Origin of the sequence: Corynebacterium ammoniagenes DSM 20306, assembly GCF_001941425.1 — a bacterium.
Classification (GTDB): Bacteria; Actinomycetota; Actinomycetes; order Mycobacteriales; family Mycobacteriaceae; genus Corynebacterium; species Corynebacterium ammoniagenes.
Map to the genome: position 1 here is coordinate 815,624 of NZ_CP009244.1, position 25,416 is coordinate 841,039.

General features: G+C 55.6%; 24 protein-coding genes. 19 read left to right on the plus strand and 5 right to left on the minus strand.

From position 1 onward, the window contains the following. The first annotated feature begins 26 nt into the window (after positions 1-26). Positions 27-1,463: a GntP family permease gene (locus CAMM_RS03835; protein WP_003849417.1), complete on the plus strand. Its 1,437-nt coding sequence runs from the start codon at positions 27-29 to the stop codon at positions 1,461-1,463. On the opposite strand, the gene CAMM_RS03840 is transcribed toward CAMM_RS03835, so the two are convergent. The 3 genes from CAMM_RS03840 to acnA are packed head-to-tail and all read right to left on the minus strand — an operon-like array spanning position 1,444 to position 5,470. Further along, positions 1,444-2,472 carry an AbrB family transcriptional regulator gene (locus CAMM_RS03840; protein ID WP_003849415.1) on the minus strand — a complete coding sequence of 343 codons (1,029 nt, stop codon included), beginning with the start codon at positions 2,470-2,472 and terminating at the stop codon, positions 1,444-1,446. The genes CAMM_RS03835 and CAMM_RS03840 overlap by 20 nt on opposite strands. 17 nt (positions 2,473-2,489) lie before the next feature. Beyond that, complete coding sequence (gene rraA, locus CAMM_RS03845) at positions 2,490-2,966, minus strand: ribonuclease E activity regulator RraA (RefSeq protein WP_003849413.1); 477 nt, start codon at positions 2,964-2,966, stop codon at positions 2,490-2,492. Between the two features lie 2 nt (positions 2,967-2,968). Then, positions 2,969-5,470, minus strand: a complete 2,502-nt coding sequence (gene acnA / locus CAMM_RS03850; protein WP_003849411.1) for an aconitate hydratase AcnA — start codon at positions 5,468-5,470, stop codon at positions 2,969-2,971. 53 nt (positions 5,471-5,523) lie between these two features. Here acnA and CAMM_RS03855 point away from each other — a divergent pair, with 53 nt between their 5' ends. The 4 genes from CAMM_RS03855 to CAMM_RS03870 all read left to right on the plus strand — a co-directional run bounded on the left by CAMM_RS03855 (position 5,524) and on the right by CAMM_RS03870 (position 9,430). After that, positions 5,524-6,213, plus strand: coding sequence for a GntR family transcriptional regulator (locus CAMM_RS03855; RefSeq protein WP_003849410.1), 690 nt, complete (start codon positions 5,524-5,526; stop codon positions 6,211-6,213). Between the two features lie 108 nt (positions 6,214-6,321). Beyond that, positions 6,322-7,311: a Bug family tripartite tricarboxylate transporter substrate binding protein gene (locus tag CAMM_RS03860; RefSeq protein ID WP_003849409.1), complete on the plus strand. Its 990-nt coding sequence runs from the start codon at positions 6,322-6,324 to the stop codon at positions 7,309-7,311. Positions 7,312-7,322: 11 nt separating this feature from the next. Beyond that, positions 7,323-7,889, plus strand: coding sequence for a tripartite tricarboxylate transporter TctB family protein (locus CAMM_RS03865; RefSeq protein WP_003849408.1), 567 nt, complete (start codon positions 7,323-7,325; stop codon positions 7,887-7,889). Positions 7,890-7,891: 2 nt separating this feature from the next. Further along, complete coding sequence (locus tag CAMM_RS03870; protein WP_040356452.1) at positions 7,892-9,430, plus strand: tripartite tricarboxylate transporter permease; 1,539 nt, start codon at positions 7,892-7,894, stop codon at positions 9,428-9,430. A 54-nt stretch (positions 9,431-9,484) separates the two neighbouring features. Here CAMM_RS03870 and CAMM_RS03875 read toward each other — a convergent pair whose 3' ends face one another. Continuing rightward, complete coding sequence (locus CAMM_RS03875) at positions 9,485-10,864, minus strand: NAD-dependent succinate-semialdehyde dehydrogenase (RefSeq protein ID WP_040356338.1); 1,380 nt, start codon at positions 10,862-10,864, stop codon at positions 9,485-9,487. A gap of 342 nt (positions 10,865-11,206) precedes the next feature. Here CAMM_RS03875 and CAMM_RS03880 point away from each other — a divergent pair, with 342 nt between their 5' ends. Both CAMM_RS03880 and CAMM_RS03885 read left to right on the plus strand, forming a co-directional pair. Next, the gene (locus tag CAMM_RS03880) at positions 11,207-12,676 is read left to right on the plus strand and encodes an HNH endonuclease signature motif containing protein (protein WP_232051033.1); all 1,470 of its coding nucleotides are present in this window, start codon (positions 11,207-11,209) and stop codon (positions 12,674-12,676) included. A gap of 69 nt (positions 12,677-12,745) precedes the next feature. Continuing rightward, positions 12,746-13,264: a gluconokinase gene (locus tag CAMM_RS03885; protein WP_040356451.1), complete on the plus strand. Its 519-nt coding sequence runs from the start codon at positions 12,746-12,748 to the stop codon at positions 13,262-13,264. On the opposite strand, the gene CAMM_RS03890 is transcribed toward CAMM_RS03885, so the two are convergent. Continuing rightward, complete coding sequence (locus CAMM_RS03890) at positions 13,233-14,612, minus strand: GntP family permease (protein WP_040356336.1); 1,380 nt, start codon at positions 14,610-14,612, stop codon at positions 13,233-13,235. The genes CAMM_RS03885 and CAMM_RS03890 overlap by 32 nt on opposite strands. A 61-nt stretch (positions 14,613-14,673) precedes the next feature. Between CAMM_RS03890 and CAMM_RS03895 the strand changes: the two genes are divergently transcribed. From CAMM_RS03895 to CAMM_RS03950, 12 genes are all read left to right on the plus strand, one after another. Beyond that, positions 14,674-15,015 carry a YidH family protein gene (locus CAMM_RS03895; protein ID WP_003849402.1) on the plus strand — a complete coding sequence of 114 codons (342 nt, stop codon included), beginning with the start codon at positions 14,674-14,676 and terminating at the stop codon, positions 15,013-15,015. A 5-nt stretch (positions 15,016-15,020) separates the two neighbouring features. Further along, complete coding sequence (locus CAMM_RS03900) at positions 15,021-15,338, plus strand: DUF202 domain-containing protein (RefSeq protein WP_003849401.1); 318 nt, start codon at positions 15,021-15,023, stop codon at positions 15,336-15,338. A 45-nt stretch (positions 15,339-15,383) separates the two neighbouring features. After that, positions 15,384-15,992 (plus strand): nicotinate-nucleotide adenylyltransferase, encoded by a 609-nt coding sequence (gene nadD / locus CAMM_RS03905; RefSeq protein WP_003849399.1) that lies wholly within the window; start codon positions 15,384-15,386, stop codon positions 15,990-15,992. A gap of 42 nt (positions 15,993-16,034) precedes the next feature. Further along, complete coding sequence (rsfS, locus tag CAMM_RS03910) at positions 16,035-16,496, plus strand: ribosome silencing factor (protein WP_040356334.1); 462 nt, start codon at positions 16,035-16,037, stop codon at positions 16,494-16,496. An 11-nt stretch (positions 16,497-16,507) separates the two neighbouring features. Further along, positions 16,508-17,206 carry a histidine phosphatase family protein gene (locus tag CAMM_RS03915; RefSeq protein ID WP_003849396.1) on the plus strand — a complete coding sequence of 233 codons (699 nt, stop codon included), beginning with the start codon at positions 16,508-16,510 and terminating at the stop codon, positions 17,204-17,206. Next, positions 17,206-17,997 (plus strand): DegV family protein, encoded by a 792-nt coding sequence (locus CAMM_RS03920; protein WP_003849394.1) that lies wholly within the window; start codon positions 17,206-17,208, stop codon positions 17,995-17,997. Before CAMM_RS03915 ends, CAMM_RS03920 begins: the two co-directional genes overlap by 1 nt. Positions 17,998-18,009: 12 nt before the next feature. Further along, on the plus strand, positions 18,010-18,894 hold the full coding sequence (shiR, locus tag CAMM_RS03925; RefSeq protein ID WP_003849392.1) for an HTH-type transcriptional regulator ShiR: 885 nt from the start codon (positions 18,010-18,012) through the stop codon (positions 18,892-18,894). A gap of 261 nt (positions 18,895-19,155) precedes the next feature. Then, positions 19,156-20,499 carry a shikimate transporter gene (shiA, locus tag CAMM_RS03930; protein WP_003849390.1) on the plus strand — a complete coding sequence of 448 codons (1,344 nt, stop codon included), beginning with the start codon at positions 19,156-19,158 and terminating at the stop codon, positions 20,497-20,499. A 61-nt stretch (positions 20,500-20,560) separates the two neighbouring features. After that, positions 20,561-20,854 carry a YciI family protein gene (locus CAMM_RS03935; protein WP_003849389.1) on the plus strand — a complete coding sequence of 98 codons (294 nt, stop codon included), beginning with the start codon at positions 20,561-20,563 and terminating at the stop codon, positions 20,852-20,854. A 2-nt stretch (positions 20,855-20,856) separates the two neighbouring features. Then, positions 20,857-21,933, plus strand: a complete 1,077-nt coding sequence (locus CAMM_RS03940; RefSeq protein ID WP_003849388.1) for an alcohol dehydrogenase catalytic domain-containing protein — start codon at positions 20,857-20,859, stop codon at positions 21,931-21,933. Positions 21,934-21,935: 2 nt separating this feature from the next. Beyond that, positions 21,936-23,621: an FAD-dependent oxidoreductase gene (locus CAMM_RS03945; RefSeq protein WP_003849386.1), complete on the plus strand. Its 1,686-nt coding sequence runs from the start codon at positions 21,936-21,938 to the stop codon at positions 23,619-23,621. Beyond that, positions 23,596-25,359, plus strand: a complete 1,764-nt coding sequence (locus CAMM_RS03950; RefSeq protein WP_003849383.1) for an FAD-dependent oxidoreductase — start codon at positions 23,596-23,598, stop codon at positions 25,357-25,359. Before CAMM_RS03945 ends, CAMM_RS03950 begins: the two co-directional genes overlap by 26 nt. Positions 25,360-25,416 lie beyond the last annotated feature (57 nt).

The following is a 25,416-nucleotide window of genomic DNA, read 5'->3' on the forward strand; positions in this document are numbered from 1 at the left end:
TAGTGCCCCTTTCTAAGGAGCACTCAGTGATTATCGCTTTTATCGGCGTGCTGATTTCCCTAGCATTCCTGATTATCTTCGCTTACCGCGGACATTCCGTTGTAGTTGTTGCACCGTTCGCAGCACTCATCGCGGTGGTTTTCTCCGGTCAACCAATCTTGGCAAGTTATACCCAGATATTTATGCCGGCCCTAGGAAATTTCATCGTCCAGTATTTCCCGCTCTTCTTATTTGGCGCGATTTTTGGGTACCTCATGACTTCTACGGGGCTAGCCAGGTACCTTGCTAAAGGCATTACCACCCTCTTTGGCCCGAAGCGAGCAATGTTTTCAACCATCGTTGCCACCGCATTGCTGACGTACGGCGGAGTTTCTGCTTGGGTTGTAGCTTTTACTATTGTGCCAATCGCAACAGCCCTGTTTAAAGAAGCACGTATTCCCAAACGGCTCATGCCCGCGGCCATCGCATTAGGCACAATCACATTCGCACTCGCTGCGCTTCCAGGGTCGCCACAGGTGCATAATGCCATTCCCACCAGCTACTTTGGAACCAATGTCTATGCAGCACCATTCTTTGGGCTTGGTGCTGCAGCAGTCATGCTCGCTTCCGGAACAGCGTGGCTACAGTACCGCGTCAAACAGATCCACAAGACAGGGGAAGAATTCCTTCCCTTGGATACAAACCCTGAAATTTCATCAACTAGTACTGGCGACGAGCAGCTCAGCGAGGCCCCTGCGCTCAAGACGGATCCTTCGATCAAGGTTCAAGGTCTTTTAGGTCTGATCCCGATCCTAGTGGTAATCATCGTCAACTTTTCTTTTGTCTTCTACTTCGCCGACGAGATGGATACATCCTATTTGTCGGAAGAAAAGTTTGGAGCTACTGATATCCAGTCGTTGACCGGTATCTGGGGTCCCACGCTGTCCCTGGCTCTGGCGATCCTCGTTATGGTGTTGATGTTTCCTCAACGCGCTCGGCAGTCGGTGAAGGAATTCTCCGCCGGAGCAAAGAATGCTATCTTGCCCTGCTTTACTACGGCTTCTGAGGTTGGCTTCGGTGCAGTCATTGCGTCCCTTGCCGTCTTTGCAGTCGTGCAAGAAAATATGTTGGGTGTCAGCGATAACGCATTGGTTGTCTCCACGGTGTCGACAGCTGTAATTTCAGGTATTACAGGATCGTCTTCCGGTGGTTTGAGCATCACTATGGAAACCATGGGGGAGCAGCTCGCACAACTCGCAGCTGAGCAAAATATCAGCATGGAGCTTATGCACCGTGTGACGGCGATGGCGTCAGTGAGCTTTGATTCTATGCCGCATAACGGAGCGGTACTGACCATGCTCATCGTCTGCGGCATGAGTCATCGGCAGTCCTACAAGGACATCGCTGTCGTCACAATTGCAATTCCACTAATTACGTTGCTGCTCTTCCTTGGCCTCAATGCGATTATCCCCGGCCTTTCTTGAGTATCCACTTGATAATTCCAGACAGGTAGCCAGCGAGAATAAGCAGCGTGAGCAGCCTAATCAGCTGCACGCTCACTACCGCTGGTCCAGAGCCGCCTTCGTGCGCCAGCGCTAGGACGGTTTCCAGGCCGCCGGGGCTGGTGGCGAGGTAGGCATCAAAATAGGCGATGTCCATCCACCCAGTCAGCAGCAGTGCGGTCGCGGCGCAGGTGGCGATGGTCAAGATGATAAACAGCAAGGTCATCGGCAGTTGGCGGGCAAAAATCTTAAGCACGGGCACCGATAGCCCGCCGCCGCAGAACCACCCGATGATTAAAAAGCCCAGGACGGCGACGGCCTCCGGCATGAAGATTGCTTCTGGGAAAAATTGCCCCAGCAGAACCGTAAGCAGCAGCGGGGCGAAGATATGCGGCGCAGGAAAGCGCAAAAGCTTACCGATGTATGGTCCCACCAGCGCGCAAGCCACCAACAAAAGCGCGCCCCACCAAGTGCCCGACTCTTCTTCTGCCACCGTCGTGGAGACATTAAACAGGGAAGTAATCAGCGGCAGCGACAAAGAGACGATGAGCAGGCGCAGGTATTGAGAAAGCGCGACCAGGCGATAATCAGCGCCCGTTTCCATGGCAATCACCGGAATAGTGGAAGAACCGCCAGGCAGCATGCACAAGATTCCGGTTTGCGGGGTAATTTCCTTCACGGTTTTAGACAGCACCACGCCGGCGCCAATTCCCAGCGCCACGGTGATAAGAGATACCACCAAGCCAGGCAGCAGAAATGGTGTGACATCACCAATGCTTACTCCCACCAGCGGCAGGCCAGCGAGGACACCAATGACGCCGCGGCCAGATTTTTCCACATGCTGATTGAGCGCGAGCTCGCGGCGGCGGATCAATGCCGCGCCACCTGCTACCAAAATTCCGGAAAGAATCCAGGCAGCAGCGACATTAAAGTAATCAAGGAGCAGGCCTAAGGCTATCGATGCGGGTACTACTACAACCCATGTCCGCATTATTCTCCCTGAAGTGTTCAGTAGCTATTTTTTTCGATGAGGACTCCATCGGAATCGGCAAAGACCATGGCTCCCGGAACTACTTTAACCCCTGCGAATTCCAGTTTGACTCCTACCTCACCGGTACGCTCCTTCTTGCTTCGCTTGGGATTGGATCCCATGGCCAGCACACCGAGTTCAACCTCGGTGATTTCAGCGCGGTCGCGAATTGCACCGACGGTGACAACGCCCGCCCAGCCGCTATCCGCGAAGAATGCCGCCATATTTCCGCCCATAAGTGCGCAGGTGATCTTTTCGCCACCATCAACGACCAGCACGCGGCCGTTTCCCGGTTGTTTCATGAGTTCTTTGAGCAGCTGGTTATCTTCATCGACCCGCACGGTTTCTGCAGGCCCGGAGAAGTATTCGACGCCGCCGAGGTTTTCAAAACTAAGTGGCAAGGAGTCGAGCTTTTCGCCGAGTTCGTCGTAGGTGTCTGAGGTAAAAGTAGCCATGATTATTGTCCTTCTAGTGCGGTGGAGAGGATGGAGGGGATTACGCCGCCATCGACAAGCAACTGTGCTTCGTTGTCTGTTTCGATGGCCGCGGTAGTTTCGTAGGTGATTACTGTGCCGTCTGCCTTGGTGACTTGGACTGGGACCTGGCACCGCGGGCTGACCTGATCCGCGTGGATGCGGATGCTGTCACCTGGTTCGAGGTCGATGAAATCCCGCGGAATCTCTAACGGCAGGATTCCAAGCCCGATGAGGTTGGAGCGGTGGATGCGCTCATAGCTGGTGGCGAGCACGGCGCGGATTCCCAGTAGACGCTGGACTTTTGCTGCCCAGTCGCGCGAAGAACCCATTCCATAGCGATCGCCGGCGACCATCACCAGTGGCTGGTTGTCCTCGGCGTACCTGGTGGCGGCATCCCACACGCTCATCTGGTCACCGCTGGGGCTGTGGGTGGTCATGGCGATCCCGGGGGCATCGCTAAGCTTGTTTTTGACTGCCCGTGAGTAAAACGCCCCGCGCGCCATGACTTCCCAATTGCCACGACGGGAAGCAAATACATTGAGGTCATCGCGGCTTTCCCCGCGCTCCACCAGATAATCCGCGATGAAGGATTCCTTCGGAATAGCCCCGGCCGGGGAGATGTGGTCCGTGGTGATGTCATCGTCTAAGAGCATCAGGGGGTAAGCATCATAGGTTCCCAGCAAGGACTTTTGGTCCAGGCTGGCAAATGGCGGCGGGCGCAGTATCGTGGACTTCTCATCCCAGGGAAACAGCGCATCCTTGGGCGCTTCAATCTCATGCCACATCCGGTTATTGGAGGCTTCATAGAAATCCTGCGAGAAATCATCCGCCGACAGTGCCGTGGAAAAGATCTCATCCACCTCCTGCGGGTGCGGCCAGATATCGCGTAAGAACACGGGCCCTCCTTGGTGGTCTGTGCCCAAGGACTCGTTGGTAATATCAATATCTGCCCGGCCTGCCAGCGCAAATGCGATGACCAGGGGAGGGGACATGAGGAAGCCGTAGTCCAGATCCGGATGTACCCGGCCTGGAAAGTTGCGGTTGCCAGACAGTACCGCGACGGGTGTTCCTTCTTGCTCCTGGATTTCTGCGGTCAGTGGCCCGGAATTGCCGATGCACGTGGTGCATCCAAAGCCCACGATATCGAAGCCCACCGCCGAGAGATCGTCCAATAATCCGCCGCGCTGCAGGTAACTCGCCGCCGCCGGGGAGCCTGGTGCGAGAGAAGTCTTGACCCACTCGGGAGACTGCAGGCCTTTGGCGCGGGCATTGCGCGCTAGCAGCCCAGCGCTGATCAACAGTCGCGGGTCAGTGGTATTGGTGCAGCTCGTGATAGATGCAATGGCCAAGGGAAACGCGGTTGAAGCAGGTTCGGTGTCGGCCAGGACCTGCGGAAGCTGGTGAATCTTGTGCAAGTCCTGGGGCCGGCGAGGGCCAGCGGCAGAAGACGACACCGAGCCAAGGTCTAGCTCAACCTCATTATCAAACGTGGGCGATGCTGTCGGATCAAACCAGAGGTCAGCTGCCTGGAAGTACTCGCGAACAAATTTGATGTGCTCAGTGCTCCGGCCCGTCATCGCGAGATAGTCCATCACGGCTTCGTCGACGGGGAAGTAGGCGGTTGTCGCGCCAAACTCGGGCGCCATATTTGCCACGACGGCTCTATCCCCGACGCTGAGCGTGGATACTCCAGGTCCGTAGAACTCCACGAACTTTCCGGTTACGCCGAATTTTCGCAAAACATGGGTGATGGTCAAGGCTAGATCCGTTGAGGTGACGCCGGGGTTTAGCGCGCCGGTGACTTTCACGCCTACGACATCGGGCACGCGCAGCGTAGTCGGCATTCCAAACATCAAGGTCTCGGCTTCCACACCGCCGATGCCCCAGCCCAACACTCCTAAGCCATTAATCATGGGGGTGTGGGAATCGGTACCCAACATCATGTCTGGGAATGCATAAGTGCCATCGTGCGTGGCAACCGTGGCGAGCTGCTCCAGGTTGATGGTGTGCATAATCCCGGTCCCGGGCGGATTAATGTGGATTCCCTCCATGGCATGCGAGGACCACTTCAGGAAGCGGTAGCGCTCCCGGTTGCGCCGAATCTCCTCCGCGATGTTTAACCGCGCCGCATCGCGCCGGGCAAAGTGTTCCACGGCAAGCGAATGGTCAATGGACACCTCGACCGGCAGGTGCGGGCGAATCACGGTGGGGTCCCCGCCCGCGCGTGCCACGGTATCGCGCATCGCGGCCATATCCACGAGCGCGGGAGTGGAGGTGGTGTCATGCATGAGCAGACGACCAGGGCTGAACTCAATTTCGGCATTCGCGTCGCGGTCGATGATTGCTTGCGGGTCACGACCGTGGCGGACCAGGTTTTCTGCGAAAAGACGCAGGATCATCGGAAAGCTTGCATAGTGCTCGCCGAGGATGTCCCGGGCAGACAATATTTTCAAAGAGGAGAGAGCGGGGATGGAAGTCGCCATAATCGATATATCCTATATCTTATAACATGTAGGGTTTGGGCGAAACTCTATATATGCTGAAAGAGAAGATCAATAGAGAGGTGGTTGCAGTGGAGAATTTCCAGCTGGTCACGAAAAATGATTACGCCTATCACCGGCTAAAAGAACTCATCGTGACGTGTGAATTAGCGCCAGGAGAGACGATTCAGCAGTCGGCGTTGGCAGCCAAGATTGGCGTTTCAACTACCCCGTTGCGCGAAGCGATTCGCAGGCTGGGCGGGGAGGGGCTGATCGACCTGGCGGCGCACAAAAACACCAAGGTGTCTGGTGTTTCTGCGGACGAGGCCCGTCACCTTCTAGAGGTGCGCCGTGCGCTGGAGCCTTTGGCCTCTCAGTTGGCGGCGGAGCGTCGAACCGAGGAAGATATTGTCCAGATTAAGAAGTGTCTTTCCAGGTTGGAGCCTGTTTATCGCGATATCGATGCATTGCAGGCGCATCGTGAATTTCACCAGGCGATTTACACGGCCTCCAAAAATCCGATCCTGATTGAAGAGCTGGGACGCCTGTGGGCGAAGTCGGATCGCTACCGTGTTATTGCGCTGGATAAAAAGGATATTAGTCCGGAGCGCGAATCTCAGATCAAGGCCGAGCATCAACAAATTGTGGAAGCCATCGTCGATGGCGATGGCGACAGCGCGCATGCCATAACGCTGCTGCACGTCAGTAGAAGTCTTGGAAGTCAGGCTGTTAATCTCCTTGACTAAGGATCTGGGTGCACCCGTGCACTCTTCTTAATTAAAGTATTGCGGATCACACTCAAGTCTTATAGTTTATATCCAACTCTCAATTATCGGAGTTAAGGAGAACTATTTGTGAGTGCAACTACCAAACGGGTAGCGCAAGTTATCGCCATCATCGTCGGCGTTGCGTTAGTCATTTTCGGGGTTCGAGACGCAGCAGCGTCGGACACTGGAGCTGATGCACGCAGCGCCGTAAGCCTAATTGCCCCTGCTGGTGCAGGTGGTGGCTGGGACGGTGCGGCCCGTGAAATTCAACAGGCCATGCGCGAAGAAAATGTTGTTGTTAACCCATCTGTGGTTAATATCCCCGGCGCCGGTGGAACCATTGGTTTATCTCAATTAATGGAGATGCCCGGTAACAATACAACCCTGATGGTCATGGGCATTACGATGCTCGGCGCCATCAACATCAACGGCTCAGGCGTATCCATTGATGAAGTAACCCCTATTGCCCGTATCACTGATGACTACGATGTGCTGGTTGTACCAGCTGACTCCCCGTATGAATCTGTCGAAGATGTTATGGTTGAGATGGCCAAAGACCCCAAAAACTTCCCGTGGGGCGGTGGCTCACTGGGCTCACTGGACCAGATGATCATCGCTCAGCTGGCTGAAGAAGCGGGAATCGACCCTACCGAAGTCAATTACATGGCCCACTCCGGTGGCGCTGAACTGGCCACAGCCTTGATGTCAGGAACCATTGACGCCTCCGTGTCTGGGTACAACGACTTTGCAGACCAGATCGAAGCCGGCCGATTGAAGATACTCGGCATTTCCGCCGAAGAGCCTGTCGATGGCATCGATACTCCCACCATGATCGAGCAAGGATTCGACGTTTCCCTAGTCAACTGGCGTGGCGTTGTTGCTCCTCCCGGCTTGGAAGAGGAAGACATTGAAGAGCTTCGCACGATTATGCGTGAAGTACTTGAGTCTGAGACCTGGGCAGACGTTCTGGAAAGAAACCAATGGGCAGATAGTTCTTTAATCGGTGAGGATTTTGCAGAAAACCTCGAAGAAGAACGCGCCATTGTCGACGGCATCTGGAAGCAATTGGGCTACTAAGGACATCCACCATGACTGATTCAACAACTGATCCCTCCAAACCGCAGGCGTTGCCGGAGCTTCCATCGTTTAGAGGCTATGGCGCCTTAATCATGGCGGCCATCGTCTTTCTATTCGCCGCCTATGTCACCTGGGGAATTTTCACCATGGATGTGCCGGAATCAGCCGCGCAACCTGGGCCGAAATTTTACCCATCCATTCTCGTAGTTCTGTCCTATATTTTGGTTGCGTTGCTCGTCATCGACACGCTGCGCAAGCCTTCGCCTGGCGATGAACCCCGTTACGTCACCCCACTCGGTGAATACGGCGGCGAAGCGCGCCTTTCTCCTGACGTTGCCCGCCGCTGGTCCTTGACCGGATCCATCGTGGTGTTCATCGTCTTCATTCTCATTCTTGAGCCTGTTGGCTGGATTGTGTCCGCAGCCTTCCTGTTCGCGGGATTCGCCATCGCCATGGGCGACCGGAAATACCTCAATGCGATCGCGGTCGGAATTGTATTCTCCTGCGCGGTTCAAGTGGCTTTTTCCGCAGGGCTTGGCCTTAACCTGCCGGCTGGAATCCTAGGAGGCATCTTCTAATGATGGAAACACTCAATAACCTCATGATGGGTTTTGGCGATGCATTCTCGCCAATGAACCTCGTCTACGTCTTCATCGGTGCGCTCCTTGGTACCGCAGTCGGCGTCTTACCTGGCATGGGCTCGTCGATGGCCGTAGCGCTTCTGCTGCCCATTACGTTTACCCTCGACCCAACCGCCGCGTTCATTATGTTCGCGGGTGTGTACTTCGGTGGTCTCTTCGGCGACTCCACCATGGCGATTCTGGTCAATACCCCTGGTGGTTCGACGGCGATTGCAACAGCCTTCGAAGGCCACAGAATGGCACTGAACGGCAGAGCGCCGCAAGCGCTCGCGACATCCGCCATCGGCGCTTTTACCGGTGGCTTGATCGCCACCACCCTGGTCGTTTTCTTCGCACCGAAGCTCGCTGAGTTTGCCATTCTCTTTGGCCCAGCAGAGTACTTCGCCTTGGCAATCTTCGCCTTCCTGGCCTCTGCAGCGGTCGTCTCTGACTCCCTGCTTCGCGGCCTGATTTCCCTGGTCGTTGGTTTGCTCGTCGCGACAGTAGGCATCGATGAAATCTCCGGCGCCCAGCGCTTTACCGGTGGGATTCCAGAAATGTTCGACGGCATCGGCATCATTATTGTCACCGTCGGCATCCTCGCATTGGGCGAAGTCTTCTACGTCATCTACGAACAGAGCAAGCCAGTCCCGAAACTGCGCGACGGCAAAGTCGCACGCGCGCGTCTGTCCTGGGCAGAATTCAAAGAAGCATTCCCCGCATGGTTGCGCGGCACCAGCTTCGGTGTTCCCTTTGGCGTTATCCCCGTCGGTGGTGCGGAAGTGCCCACCTTTATGGCATACGCAACCGAACGCAACCTGGATAAGCGCCGTAAGGATCCCCAGTTCGGCGACCAAGGTGCTATCCGTGGTGTCGCTGGCCCAGAAGCTGCAGGTAACGCTACCGCCGGTACCGCGATGGGCGCATTGCTGGCCATGGGCCTTCCAACGTCCGCGACCGCAGCCATTATGCTGGCGGCATTCCAGCAATACGGCATTCAGCCCGGACCGCTGCTTTTCGATCGCAACGCTGACCTCGTCTGGCCCTTGCTCGCGTCCTTGTTTATCGGTCTCTTCGTCCTGCTGATTCTGAACCTGCCCCTGGCACCAATGTGGGCCAAGCTTCTGCTGATTCCGCGCCACTATCTCTACCCAGGCATCGCAGTCTTTTGTGCCCTTGGTGTTTATGCAACATCCGCAGCAATCGCTGACCTCTGGCTCGTGCTCGTCATCGGTCTTGTCGGGTTCGTTATGCGACACTTTGAGTTCCCATTGGCACCAATCATGATTGGCGTTATTCTGGGACCTCTCGCAGAGTCCAGCTTCCGCAACGCTCTACTGTCCTCCGGTGGCGACTACTCCATTCTGGTTGGATCCCCAATCGCGATTGGTATGTACACACTGATGGCCATCGTTCTCCTGGCAGCGGTATTCCGCCGCTTCCAGAACAAGCGCTCCGAAGCGCAGCGCGAAAAAGAATCTGAGCTAACTTCCGCTTAGATTTCACACCGCGCTTTTCCTTTCAGCAGATGTACTTCGTTATCCGACCGGCTCCTAGTCGGCGACGAAGTACATCTGCTTATTTACGAACTCATCCATGGCCAACGGGCCCAATTCGCGGCCAAAACCTGAGCGCTTTACTCCGCCAAACGGAAGCTCCGCACCCTCGCCGGCAGGCGTATTTACGTTAGCCATTCCCACCGCGAGCTTTTGAGCGACCGCTTCTGCCCGAGCCGTGTCTTGGGAAAATACTGCTCCGCCGAGCCCAAACCGGCAATCATTGGCCAGCTCGAGTGCTTCTTTATCACTGGATACCTTGTAGACGACTGCGACTGGACCAAAGAATTCCTCATAATAGGAATCGGAACCGCGTTCAATCCCAGTCACCACGGCGGGGGAGAAGTACGCAGTGTCTTCCCCGAGTTCTCCGCCCACGTGAAGCGTCGCACCTTCTTGCACCGCAATCTCTAATTGCCGTTCTAGGGTTTCCGCAGCAGTACGTGACGATAGCGGACCATAAGAATTGCCCGATCCCTCCGCAAGCGTGACTGGGTCTGCCGGTGTCATACCCTTGGCTAGTTCTACCAACTCCGCCACGAATTCATCGTAAATATCGTCCATGACGATAAGGCGCTTATTGGAGTTACACGCCTGCCCGGTGTTGTACATGCGGGTCTCCCATGCGAGCTGCGCTGAGGCTTTGACATCCTTCGTGTCCAGCACAATATACGGATCTGAGCCGCCGAGCTCGAGCACGGATTTCTTCAGGTTCTTACTTGCCTGTGCTCCGATGATTGCTCCCGCACGCTCCGAACCGGTCAGGGATACCCCTTGAATACGCGGGTCTGCGATCATTTCTGCAACCTGATCATGTGAAGCAAACACATTGTTGTAAGCGCCTTGCGGTAGCCCAGCATCGATCAGAATTTGTTGAATGGCCAGCGCAGAACGCGGACAGATCTCCGCATGCTTTAGAACGATGGTGTTTCCCAGCATCAAGTTCGGCGCCGCAAAGCGTGCGACCTGATAAAAGGGAAAGTTCCAGGGCATAACACCAAGCAGGGCGCCGAGCGGCAGCCGCCGAATCATAGCTTTGCCAGCGGAATTAGTAGGAATTTCTTGGTCCGCTGCAAAAGAGGGGCCGTGGTCGGCATAATATTGGAAGATCTCAGAAGCGAATTCGGCTTCCTCGACTCCCTCAGCGAGCGGTTTCCCCATTTCTTCGGCGATGATTTTACCGAGGTCGTGCTTTCTTGCATCGAAAAGCTCTGCTGCTTTCGCAACGACTTCCGCGCGCTGCGTAATTTCGTGCTCGCCCCATTCGTATGTTGCATCCTCGGCAGAGTTCAAAATATTTTCAATTTCTTCCCTAGTCGCGGTTGGGAAGGTTTCAATGACTTCGTCTGTGGCTGGGTCTTGTACTCGGTAGGTCACGGCGGAAAACTCCTTAGCTTGGTGTGTTATAGGCCATTCTGCCAAAGCAAGCCGTGCCGCGCCGTCGATTTCTATTTTGTTGCAAATTCGTTACTTTGTTCGAGTGGCGAGGTGGTGTCTGATGGCTTTATTATGGTTGTAGAAAATTAGTTCGATACAAGTGAGAATGTAATGAGCGAAACCTTCTATGCAGTTAATAACCCCAATAGCCCATTAGCCCGACTCTATTCCACTACCCGTTGTGCGGAACTTAACGCATGGATTCAATTAATTCCCGAGTTCGAAGAGGATTTCGATTTAGCTACTGAAGAATGCGCCCGGCATTATGGTCAAAATGCGAATGTGGTGGGAAAAAATTTCTTGGCCCTGCAACGCCTGATTCGTGAATTGCCGAAGCTGCACGCGGTGGTGCAAGAGCACTGGCATTTAGACTTTCCACGCCTTGTTGCTATCGATACGGCGCTTTCCAAACTAGGACCAAACCCCGATCCGGAAATCATGGAAGAGCTTGATGCGAAAATAGCCAAATATCTCACCCCGCGGATTGCGAACCAGCACTTGCCAGGGCATTCGCTTATTGGTCAGCGGGTGCGACAGATGGTCAGTGAATATGACGATCGCATCCCCGTTAAAGACCCACGGCCGCAACGCAGAATGGTAAAAACCCAGTTGACGGCAAATTCATCGTCGCTGGCGGTGGAGGCGCCGCACGAAGAAATTCAAAAAGCGGAAGACTGCATGAAGGCTACCGCGACAGCTCTGGGGATTACGCGAGCGGAAGCGATGCTGCGGGTGCTCACGGGGGAATTTCCCTGTACCCAGGCAGATACCAAGCTGGTGCTATTTTCTCCCAAGGGCATGGAAGACGGTCCGGCCTACCTGCAAGGATTTGGTTGGGTAGGTCCAGAAACCGTCGAGCGCCTGCGGGAGGGGGCGACGGTGCTGGACGCTGATGAATTAGCGAAAGCTGAGACTTCCAGCTATCAGCCCACCGCAGGGATTCGCACTTTCGTGGAAGGGCGCGATGGCACGTGCCGTTGGCCAGGGTGTGAGGTTCCTGCGCAGAGTTGCCAGCTGGATCATCGCCATAACTTTTCCGAAGGCGGGCTCACTTCGCCATCAAACCTCTTTGCTTTGTGCCAGCACCATCACAACATCAAGACCGATACGCGGGCGATGTACATTGTTGATCCGATCACGGACGTCATCTACTGGCTTTTTGAAGATGGCACGTGGGTCAGCGACAGCGCGGAGGAAGGACCGCTAGGGCAAGGCTCTAAGCGTTGGTTGCAAACATTTGGGCAAAAGCTGGTCAAACGCCGCAAGAACGCACAAGAAAAAGCGCATGAGCTTGCCGATGCCATCGATGACTTTTATCGTAAACGCGCTGAACAGGACAAACTCGAGCAAGACCAACGCGACATCATCGATGAGCTGTGGGTCGATGACATTAAACTTCTCCGCGCAATGTTGCAGCAGGGAGAGTTCTCCGGAGATATTCCACTGCCCGGAAACCTGAATGTCTTCCTCATTTTGGAAGCTGCGCAAAGAATGGGCATCGAATTTGAAGCCTGTGATGACATGGCACCGTGGGTGCGCGTACATAAGCAGATTTTGGATTATGAACGCGCAGAAAATGAACGCAAGATTCTCGAGGAAGCTGAAGCCTTGGCCAAGGAGCTAGCGGAGGACATCCTCAAAGAAAAAGAAGAGGAAAAGGCAAAGGCGGAAGCAGAAGAGGACAAGGAGGGAGCAGAGGAACAGCCGGAACCAGTGAAGGTTTCGACGAATCCGGAAGACCCGCCATTTTAAAATTTCGTAAAAATGCGAAATTTAAGGACTGCCGAAAGCGGCAATTACATGACAATGGATAATAAAGGAATGAATGAGCAGTCTCTAGTGTCGCGCTACGTTGTCCTCATGGGAGTATCCGGTTCCGGAAAGTCTTCTGTGGGCGAAAATCTCAGCCCCTTGGTTGGTCTTCCTTACCAGGATGGGGATGACATGCACCCGCAGGCAAACATCGACAAAATGGAATCAGGCACCCCGCTTAACGATGAAGACAGGATGCCGTGGTTGAAAAATATTGGCGAGGAACTCGCCGCGTCGAATGGTTTGATGATCGGGTGCAGCGCGTTGAAGCGCTCCTACCGAGACCTGATTCGCAGCTATTGTCCCGAGGTGGTGTTCATCCACCTGGCCGGGGACTATGAGCTGCTAATCGACCGGATGCAAGCGCGTACCGGGCATTTCATGCCGGCGTCATTGCTGAAGTCTCAATTTGAAACATTGGAGCAATTGCAGCCGGATGAAAAGGGCGTCGTGATTGATATTGCGCCGTCGAAGGAAGAAGTGGCAGCGCAAGCGGCTAACTACTTGGCAGGATCGCCCACAGAATAAGCACGACGATAAAGCCGATTACCGAAATAAACACCTGGTTCAAAGTCCAGGTGCGCAGGGTGGTGGAAACATCCATTCCCATGAGTCGGCCGACGAGCCAGAAGCCGGAGTCGTTGACTAGGGAAGAGAATACGGAACCTGCCGCAGTGGCAAGTACCAGCAGGGCGAGCTGAATTTCGTTCATATTGGCTGCTTCCACGGCAGGTGCCATGAGCGCGGCTGCGGTGGTCAGCGCAACGGTTGCAGAACCCTGAGCGACGCGAAGTGCTGCGGCCACGAGGTATGCCGCGAAGATGACAGGGATGCCAAGGTCAGACATGGAGTCGGCGAGGGCATCGCCGATGCCCGAGGTACGAAGTACGCCGCCGAACATGCCGCCGGCACCGGTGATCAGGATGACCGAACAGATGGGGCCAAGTGAGCCGTCCATGAGCTTTTCGGCGCGCTCGCGATCCCGTGGGCCGAGAACAGCCATCGCGATGAGCAGGGTAATCAGTAGCGCGATGGGGGTTTGGCCAATGAAGGTGAGGATTTCGGCAAAGGTGTTGGTGGCATCGATGGTGCCGGCCGCCGAGAGCGTGTTGACGCCGGTGTTGCAGAAGATGAGCAGCATCGGCAGCAGCATGACGCTGATGACTTTTGCAGGCGATGCAACGGTGGCGGGATCGTGGTCAGTTTGTTCGCCAAGGAGGGCATCGCTGACCTTGAAGGTGAATTTCTTGCCGAGGAATTTACCCCACAGGTAACCGGAGACGTACCAGGTTGGCAGGGCAACGATGAGGCCAAGGCCTAGGATATAGCCGATATCAGCGCTGAAGAATTCCGCTGCGGAGACAGGTCCGGGGTGCGGTGGCAAAAACACGTGCATGACGGAGAATGCACCCGCGGCCGGAATACCGTAGACCAGAACTGGTCCATCTAAACGGCGCGCGACCGCGAAGATAACCGGCAGCATGACGATGAGGCCGGCATCAAAGAAGATGGGAAAGCCCATGATGAGTGAGGCAATACCAAGGGCCAGTGGGGCGCGTTTGGCGCCGAAGGCATTGACGAGGGCATCGGCAAGCGACTGTGCTCCGCCGGATGCTTCTACCAACCGGCCGATCATGGCGCCCAGGCCCACGAGCAGGGCGACCGAGGCGATGGTGGAACCAAAGCCATCGATCATGGTGGGCACCACGCCCGCGATGGGAATGCCGGCGGCGAGGGCGGTGACAGCGGAAACGATGATGAGCGTGACAAAAGCGTGAATGCGGAACTTGATTACAAGCAGCAAAATGAGGGCAATGGCAACTAATGTAATGCCCAGTAAAGGCCCAGCGGGCATGGTGGGTTCCCAGGTCTCCATATAGTTCTCCTTATCTAAATGTTTCCCTGAGATTACACCGCTGGCGTTGTAGCATATAAACATGAAGTTTTGGGAGGAGGGCGAAGATCCGGATCCACGGTTTACGTTGGCGAATGAACGCACATTTCTGGCGTGGATTCGGACGTCCTTGGCATTTTTGGCCGGCGGCATTGCTATTGAGATTTTTAATTTTGAAGGTGTTGCTCCCTGGATAAACTCAGCCATCTCCTTCATCGTTATCGTCACGGCAGCATTGGTAGCCGTTGGAGCAGCTTTTCGATGGGCCACTGTGGAACGCGCGATGCGCACCGGCAAGCCCATGCCGGCCCCGCGGCTGGTGCCTGTGCTCTCGGCCGCGGCGGCGATTGGCTGCGTGTTCGGCCTCGTGGTGATCCTGCTGTGAAAGGCATGGAACGACACCCTGACCCGGGGCTGCAGCCGGAGCGCACCACCATGGCGTGGACGCGCACCTTGGTCTCTTTCTTGGTGGTGGCGGGAGCGAGTCTGCGGGTCTCTGCGTCCGTGCATGATGCGGCGTTCATCGTCATTGCTGTTATCGCGATGACCGTGGCGTTAAACATTATGGTGCGCCAGTCGGGGCGATATCGTCGCAGTAATGCCGGGCTAGTGCAGGAGAAAGTAAAGCCGCAGGTGTTATCGGTTATGGTGATGTCAGCCGCGGTGGCACTTCTAGCGCTGGTGTTGCTGGCTATGAAATTTATTTAAGTGCCATGTAGTCTCCGCTGATCCGCACAGCTAAAGTCAGGAATTATGAACAAAATCGGAATCATGGGTGGAACCTTCGACCCGATTCACAATGGTCACTTGGTCGCCGCCAGTGAAGCTGCCTATCGCTTCGACTTGGACAAGGTCATCTTCGTGCCCACGGGTCAACCGTGGCAGAAGGCAGATCGTGATGTCACAGATGCCGAACATCGCTATTTGATGACGATGGTGGCCACCGCGTCCAACCCACGTTTTACGGTCTCGCGCGTGGATATTGACCGTAATGGGCCGACGTATACCATCGATACGCTGCGCGATATTCGCAAGTTTTACCCGGACGCGGAGCTGTATTTCATCACGGGCGCTGATGCGCTGTCCTCGATTATGTCGTGGCGTGACTGGGAAGACATGCTGGAAATGGCGCACTTTGTGGGTGTCACGCGTCCTGGGTACCCCTTGACTCGCGATATGGTTCCGGAAGACCAGCGTGACAATATTGAACTGATTGATATCCCAGCGATGGCGATATCCTCGACCGATTGCCGTGAGCGCGCGCGTGGTGGCGAACCCGTGTGGTACTTGGTGCCAGACGGGGTTGTGCAGTATATTGCGAAAAATCACCTGTATAGCCCAAATGAAGGTAAAGCGCTGTAAAGTTATTACCTGCTATACGTACTAAATTTGAAAAGGATATTTGTGAGTATTACTGACGCAGCCCGCCAGATGGCGGAGTTGGCAGCGCGCGCTGCCGATGAAAAGTCCGCCAGCAACATCGCAGTCATTGATGTCTCTGACGTTTTGGCCATTACGGAACTTTTCGTCATCGCGTCTGCAGATAATGAGCGTCAAGTACGCTCCATTGTCGAAGAAATCGAAGACGCCCTGACCGCGGAAGGCTTCGAGCCGAAGCGTCGCGAAGGCGTGCGGGAAAACCGCTGGGTACTGCTCGATTACGGCTTTACGGTCGTGCACATCCAGCGCGAGCAGGAGCGGGAATACTACGGCCTAGATCGTCTCTACCACGATTGCCCGCTCATTGAGATTGACGGTATTGAGCCCGCTACCCGCCCGGGAACCTGGGACAATATCCGTGACGCCCAGTCCATCGATGACATTCCTCTGGCTGAAAAAGAGCCGGAAGAAGTCGAAGAGTACTAGGTTTAATTTCTATGAGTCGCCGTCTAATACTGATCAGGCATGGTCAGACTGTCTACAACGCCACCGGCCGCATGCAGGGCCACTTGGACACGCAGCTGTCCGATGAAGGCGTGCGTCAGGCAGAATCAGCGGGGCGACTTTTAGAAGACCAAGGAATTACTCGCATCATCGCCTCGGATCTGTCGCGGGCTCGGGTGACGGCGGAGATCGTCGGTAAGCGTCTTGGCTTGGACGTGCACGCGGATGAACGCCTGCGCGAAACGAACCTGGGGGAGTGGCAGGGAAAGACCTCCACGGAAGTCGATGTGGAATACCCCGGTGCGCGCGCTATTTGGCGCCATGACCCAACCTGGGCTCCACCCGGCGGGGAATCGCGCGTGGAGGTGGCACAACGTGCCCGGCCTGTCATCGATGAGCTTATGCGCGAGTACATGGAGTGGGATGACAATACCGTCCTGGTGGTCGCCCACGGTGGTGCTATTGCCGCGTTGACCTGCCACTTGATTGCGTTGCACAGCAACCAATACCAACTTTTGTCGGGATTGAAGAATACGCACTGGGCGCAGCTGACTGCTCGTCCGGCGTTTGATCCACAACAGCCTCACGCACCAGTGCAATTTACTGCTGACAATGTGGAGGGCGCGAATTGGTATTTCGATGGCTGGAATATGGGCGCGCTCGTCGTGGGTGGCTCTGGGGCTGATACCTAATGCCCGTTCGCATTGTGACTGACTCATCGGCTGGCCTGCCGCAGGAAATTATTGATGAACTAGACATCACGGTATGCACCCTGCACGTGATGGAGAACGAAGACGCCGATACCACAACGTCGGCGCTATCCGCACTGGAAATTGCCGCGGAATATGGCCGGCAGATGGAACGCGGTGGCGATGATGGAATCATCGGGCTGCACCTAGCCAAAGAATTATCCTCTACTTGGTCCGCAGCGGTGACTGCATCGGGAGTATTTCCCGATAATAAAGTGCGCGTTATTGAATCTGGCACCGCCGGCATGGTGCTGGGGGCGGCCGCGATGGCAGCGGCAAAGCTCGCAAAAGATGGCGCTGACGTCGATGAATGCTATGAAGCAGCCGAGGATACCTTGGCTCGCGGGCGAACCTGGGTGTATCTCAATTCAACGGATGAGCTTCGCCGCTCTGGGCGCATGTCTGCCACCACGGCGATGATTTCCACCGCTCTTTTGGCGACCAAGCCCATCATGGCGCTGAATGCCGGCAAACTTGAGCTGGTCGGGCGCACCCGCACGCAAACCAAAGGCTTTATTAAGCTCGTCGACTTGGTCGCCTCGGAAGCCGGCGGCAAGCCGGTGTTCATCGCGCTGCAGCATAACGGCGCGGAAGAAGAAGCCGAAATGTTGCAGGACTTGCTGGAGCAAGCGCTTCCCGATGGCTCGAGCTTCATTCTCACCGAACTCAACGAAGTAATCGGGGTCCACGTGGGCCCAGGCGCAATCGGTGTGTCTGCGGTCTATTCCGCTTAAGGCAGACAACTCATGGATATTCGGTGGCTGGAAGGCTTTGTCGTCGTTGCGGAGGAATTGCACTTCAGCAACGCAGCTAACCGCCTCGGTATCGCGCAATCACCGCTGAGCCAGCTCATCCGCAAGCTGGAAAAAGAACTCGGGCAAAAGCTTTTCGATCGCAGCACTCGCTCCGTGGAGCTCACCGCGGCAGGGAAGGCGCTGCTACCGGAAGCACGGCGAATATTATCGACCATGTCTGAGGCACGCGAGTTGGTCAGTGCCGCAGAAGGCGACATCGTCGGCACGGTGCGGCTGGGCTTTTCCGGCGTTTTAAACTATGCCACGCTGCCGCGGCTGACCAGCGAGGTGCAACAGCGCCTGCCGCTGGTGGACTTAGAGCTGGTGGGCCAAGTGCTGACGCCTGAGGCCATCAGCATGCTGCGGCAGGGCAACCTGGATATCACCTTGATGGGTCTGCCGATTAATGACCCGGACGTGGAAACCCAACTGATCTTGACCGAGACCTTTTGCGTGGTCTTGCCCGCGGACCATGAATTAGCTGGGTCCGAGGTGGTGGATCTGTCGGATCTTTCGGGGGAAGGGTTTATCACCACGCCGGAATTTGTGGGTTCAGTCTTTCGCAACACCACCTTCCAGCTGTGTGCTGAGGCAGGGTTTGTGCCGCGCATTGCGCAGGAAGTACCTGACCCATTTCTAGCATTGCTTTTGGTTGCCCGCGACGTGGGCGTGGCCATTACCACCGAGGGGACAGGCTGGCTGGCGCCACCGAATACGGTGATGATTCCAATCAAGCAGGATTCCCTGCGATTGCGCCATGGTGTGGCGTGGATGTCGGGGATGGAACGTGTTGCGCGCGATGCTGTTTTGGACGTTATTAAGGATATTTTTCCTTAAATTTTCCCCAATTTTCATCTCTCTTATGCCCGGTATTTCAGACACGAAATGCCGGGCATACTTTTCATCCCTAAAGCGTATTGCCCATTTTTGTGACCTGGGTCTAATTATTGAGCGGGTTTTCTACATAAAGTTAGTAGCTTTCTGCATTTCTCTAACAATGTGATGCGGATTAAAGTTGCTCTCACTTGGTTATCCACCTCATAGATTGAGGTTGATACGGCCAGAGAATCCAGTCCCTTCCCATAGAGAGATAACGACATGACAATTTCTCCTCCGGCTCCTACACCGTCCGCAACGCAGCATCACGACAAGCACCCAACGAAGCCTACTCAGCAGGCAAAGCGTGCAGCGCTATCGGCCTTTCTGGGCTCCACGTTGGAATACTACGATTTCTTCATCTACGGCTCGGCTGCCGCACTGGTATTTTCACATGTCTTCTTCCCTGAAGGCGCGGCCAACGGCGTGCTGTTGTCCATCTCGACCCTCGGCGTGGCCTACATTGCCCGCCCGGCAGGTGCCATCCTCTTCGGTCACCTCGGTGATACCTTGGGTCGCCGAAAGACGCTCATGATCATCTTGTTCACCATGGGTCTTGCGACCTTCGCGATTGGCTTGCTGCCAACGTATGGCCAGATTGGACTCTTCGCTCCAATCTTGCTGGTCATCTTGCGTCTATTGCAGGGGCTGTCCGCTGGTGGTGAATCGCCAGGTGCAGCATCGCTTGCCATGGAGCACGCGCCGACTCGTCGCCGTGGTTTCCTGTCGTCGTTTACCGCTTCCGGCGTCATGTTCGGAATCGTTCTTTCCTCCTTGGTCTTCATTCCCGTAGCAGCTTTGCCCGATGAGCAGCTGTTTTCCTGGGGCTGGCGCATTCCCTTCCTGCTCAGTGCGTTTATGACCATTGCGGCACTGTGGATTCGTAAGCACTTGGAAGAATCCGAGACCTTTGAAGAGCAAGTAGAAGAAGTTCCTGAGGCTCCCAAGGCGCCAGTTGTTGAACTCTTCAAAAACCACTGGGGTGCGGTCCTGCGCATCATGGGTTCGTCAACCTACACGATGATGAACACCATCTTGAATGTCTTCGGTTTGTCGTACGCCGTACACAATGACATCGAGCGCACCACCATGCTGGCGGTCATCGCCGTGGCCAATATGGCGGCGGTAGTAACCCAGCCTTTCTTGGCATTGCTTTCCGATGTCATCGGCCGCCAGCCAGTCTTCGTCACCGGTGCCTTGGGTGCAGGCGGAATGGTCTTCGTATTCTTCAGCTCTATTGCTTCCGGCAATGTTCCGCTGATTTACCTGTCCGCAATGATTTTGATGGGTCTGTTCTACGCAGCGCCAAACGGCACGTACATGACCGCATTCCCAGAGCAGTTCCCCGCAAAGGTGCGCTACTCCGGAATGGCCATTGGCTTGATGCTGGGTCTGCTGGTCTCTGGCTTTGCGCCAGCAGTTGCCGAGTGGCTCAACGGCGGCGAACCAGAAAACTGGATGCCAGTCGCATGGCTGTGCCTGGCCTTTGCACTCATCTCCGCGGTGTCTTTTGCCACCGGCAAGGAGACCTACAAGACGCCAACCCACAAGCTGGGAATGAAATAAAGCCAGTTCAATTCCCGGCACCACTTTTTCTCAAACATAAATTTCTAAAGGAGTATTTCCCATGTCCGCATACGCAGTAACCTACGCATACGTTCCAGAAAACGATGAAATGGCAGAGATTCGCCCAACTCACGTTGACTTCCTCAAAAGCCTGCACGAGAACGGCACCTTGCTCATCTCCGGTCGTTTGACTGAATGCGACCCATTGGGTGCGTTGCTGATTATCAAGGGTGACTCGGTCGAAGAGGTCGAGGAAATCATGAACCAGGATCCGATTTACTCCGGTGGCTTTGTTTCTGAGCGCTTGGTCCGCAAGTGGAATATCGCATTCGGTGCAATCGAAGGAACGAAGTAATCATGACTACCGCTGCACCTTTGTCCTCCACAGCCAAAATCCTGACGGTGGAAGCTGCTGTTACAACAAGTAAGCAGACCATTGAATATCGGGAACAACCAGCAGAAGTGCTCGCGCCAGGACACGCTCGCGTGGCTATCGCCTCGGTCACCCTCTGCGGTACCGATGCCCATATCTGGGATGATGATTACGCCTCAGAGCTGCCGATAATCCAGGGACATGAAGCTGCTGGAGTGATCACCGAAGTCAACAGCGATGAATTTGCGGTAGGCGACCGAGTGGTCATCATGCCGATGTTCTACTGCGGCAAGTGCTATGCCTGCTCCATCGGACGAGTCAACGCCTGCAAGGAAATGACCGTCTACGGCTGCTACCAAGATGGCTCGCTGGTGACCTCACAAAACGTACCGGTAGAAAACCTGTACAAGATTCCAGACTCCTTGCCACTTAATCTCGCTCCCATCACGGAACCGCTATCCATTGCGATGCAAGCCTGCAAGCGTGGAGAGCCAGTGGCAGGGGAGAAGGTAGTCATCAATGGCGCGGGGCCCATTGGCATCCTAGCCGCAAGCTACCTCAAAGAGGTCGGCTGCGAAGTCGCCGTGACAGACATGGTGCCTAGCCGCTTGGAACTGGCAACGCACGTTGGTGCAGATAAGACTTTCGTCGTCGATGGTGGATTCCCCAATGCGGAACAAGCACCGGAGCTTGCTGAATGGACTGACAATAACGGTCCATCCCTGATTATTGATGCCACCGGTTCGCCACATTCTCTTGCAGCAGCCATCGACAATGTGGCTACCGCAGGACGCGTGGTGTGCGTGGGAATCTCGGACCGTGACTTGGTCTTTGATATGCGCAAGCTTGTATCCAAAGAAATTGACCTGCGGGGATCGCGTAACTCTAAGAATCTCTTCCCCGAATGCATCGAGATGCTGGATAAGCACCAAGAAGAACTTAGCGCGCTGATCACCCACCGCTTTGATTTCCATGACCTGGATAATGCATTTGCGACGCTGACTGATCGCAATGCCGAGGTAGGCAAGATTGCGATTGATTTTCAAGGAGTTGAAAAGTAGCAATGAACACTCAAGCACCACTGTTATCTTCGGTGAGCACCTGGCCGAAGCGCCTTGACCTTTTGGTCATTGGTTCAGGATGCGCCGGCCTTACCTCCGCGCTGGTTGCCGCAGACGGTGGGGCGAGCGTCGGCATCATCGAAAAAGCCTCCCACCTGGGTGGAACCACCGCGGCAGGCGGTGGCGTGATGTGGGCACCAACCAATCACCTCATGGGCCGCCGGAACTACACCGATACGACATCGGCAGCAGCGGACTATATTCGCGCGGTGACTAAGGGCAAGCTTTCTGCGGAAGAAATCCACTGGTACATCGAGAACTCGTCTGCGGCGGTACGCTACCTCGATGAAAATACTCGCGTAGATTATGCGCCTTTGGCACGGCCTGATTACCACGGAGCGCTGCCAGGCGCGACGGAAGGCGGCCGCGGCTTAGACCACAAGCCCTTTGACCCATCAGTAGTTCCTGGCCTGCTCGAAGCTGTGCGGCAGCCAACCTACCTGCCGCTGATTTCCATGGACGAACGCGACCAGCTCCACGGCGGGGCACCGGATCCAGCCTTGCTCGAAGAACGAGCACAGGCAGGCGTGCGCACCATGGGCGGGGCACTGGCCTCAGCACTCTTGGCCTCCGCGTGGGATAAGGGCATCTCCATTGCGAATAACTCTCAAGCCACGGCGCTGAATAAGACTGAGAATGGCTGGGAGGTAGAAATTACCTCCGGCGATGAGACCACCGTGATTGCGGCAAGTAATGTCGTGATCGCTTCCGGCGGATTCGAGTGGTCAAAGCAATTGCGCAATACGCTGCTGAAATTCCCGATCACGCCAATCTCGGCACCGTCGAATACTGGTGATGGTTTGAAGCTTGGAATGGGCGTGGGTGCCGCCATTGCAGAAACTAGCGATATCTGGGGAGTTCCAGTCATCACCGCGCAAGGCGCTACCTACGACGGTCAGCCATCTGGACGAATGGGCAATGTGGAAGCAACGCTTCCGGGCTCCATCGTGGTCAATAACAAAGGCGAGCGCTTCGTCAACGAAGCATTGAACTATCACGACTTCGCGCGCGTCTTTGGCAATATTGACCCAGACACTGCCGAATTCGCTAATCTGCCGGCGTATTTGATCATGGACGCAGATTTCGTCTCCAAGTATCCAGTGGCAGGTCATCCTGTCTTTGATAATGAAAAGGATGCGCCGGAGTGGATGGTGAGGGCAGGGGGCATCGACAAGCTAGCGAACGAGCTAGGCATCGATGCTGAAGGTCTAGTGGCGACGGTGAAGAAATTTAATGCCGATGCTGCAAACGGTGAAGATACCGTCTTTGGCCGCGGTAGCTCGGACGAAGACCGTCACCTGGGTGACCCGAAAAATACCCCCAACCCGTGTCTAGCGCCGCTCGATAGTGGACCTTTCTACGCCGTTGAACTGCACCCTGGTGTGTTGGGGACTGCTGGCGGTATTGAAACCAACCTCCACGGCCAAGTTGTTGACTGGGATGGTCAGGCAATTGATGGCCTCTATGCTGCTGGCAATTGCTCGGCCACGGTCTTTAAGGATGCTTACCCGGGCGGTGGTGCGACGATTGGCTCCGCTATTACCCGCGCCTATGCCGTGGGACAGGCCATTAACTCCACTTTTGAACAGAAGAAGATTGATTATGATGAGCAAGTATTCGTGGGATAAGGAAGTAGACCTGCTGGTTCTAGGCTCCGGCGCGGCAGGGCTCAGCGCAGCACTTACCGGTGCAGCCGATGGACTCGACGTATTGCTCGTGGAAAAAAGCGACTATATCGGTGGCACCACGGCCTATTCCGCAGGCACTGTGTGGGCGCCAAATAATAAATTCCAGCGCGCAGCAGGCAATACCGATGACCGTGAGCGCGCCGAGCGCTACTTGGACACCTTGGTCGGTGACAAGTCCGAGAAAAAGATGCGCATGGCTTATGTCGACCAGGCCTCGGACATGCTCGATGACATGGAAAAACTCGGCGTGGAATTCCTACATTCGCCAGCCGTGGTGGATTATCATTCTGAGCTGCCAGAAACCGGAAAAACAGGACGTGCCCTAGAGCCTAAGCCTTTCGATGGCCGCAAGCTGGGCAAGGTCAATTTCTCCCACGTGCGTCCGCCAGTGCCTGAATTTGCCCTGATGAACGGCACGATGATGCTGCGCCGACCAGAGGTCAACACCTTGCTGGGGCTGTTTTCGAAAAAGCCGAAGCAAACCGCCATTGCCGCCGCTACCGCGCTCAAGCTCGGGGTGCGCTGGGCGCTGGATATGACCCGCTTTAACCGCGGCACCCGCCTGGTGATGGGCAATGCGCTGACCGCCCGCATGTACTATGAGCTGCTCCAACGCGGCGGAAACGTGTGGCGCAATGCGTTGACGACTGAGCTTATTAAAGAAGGCAATGAGGTCATCGGCGCGGTCGTGCAGCACGGCGGGGTCACTCACCGCATCCGCGTGCGCAAGGCAGTGGTGCTGGCCGCAGGTGGCTTTTCCCAAAACCCGCAGCTGCGTGAGCAGTACATGCCCAAACCTACGCCGCAGTTCTCCCGCACCAATGAAAACACCAACGGAGATACGATGCAGCTCGCAGCAGCGATCGGCGCAAAGCTTGGCGATGACAACGGCGAAAACGCCCTGTGGTTCCCATCGTCTATTGGCACCCGCGCTGATGGTTCCACCGCCGTATTCCCACACATTTGGGACCGCGGTAAACCAGGCGTGATTGCTGTTAATGCCGATGGCAAGCGCTTCGTCGATGAATCCGCGTCTTATCACCGCTTTGTCCGCGCGATGTATGAGTCGAATAAGACAACCCCCACCATCCCGGCGTGGTTGATTGTGGACTCACGGACTTTGGCTAAGTACGGCCTGGGCATGATTACCATGCCGCACCTGCCCAAATTCATGCTGAAAAAGTACATCGATTCGGGCTACCTGCACGCTGGGAAGACCATTGAGGCGCTCGCCAAAGATATCGGGGTTGACCCACAAGGACTCAAGCAGGAAGTTAAACGCTTTAATAAGTTTGCAGAAACTGGCGTGGATGAAGACTTCCACAAAGGCGAGCTGCTCTTTGGGCAAGTCGCAGGCGATCCTGAGCACGGGCCGAACCCAAACCTTGGCCCCATTGCCAAGGGACCGTTCTACGCCATCGCCCTATTGCCGACCCCACTGGCCACCTCCTTTGGCATCAGCATCAACCCGCACGGCCAGGTGGTAGGCGAGGACGGGGAAGCCATTGAAGGGCTGTATTCTGCCGGCAATGACGCACAATCTGTCATGAGCTCCGAATACCCTGGCGCTGGCTCACAAGTGGGCGCAGGCATGACCTTCGGGTGGGCCGCGGCCAAGCATGCGGCGTCCAGAATGGACTCTGTGGATAACCCTGTCGCTTCGGTGATGCATCACTAAAGTTGTCCACAGGATTCGGGCCGAAGGCTACCGGGAGGTTGAGCAGTTGTCTTAGCC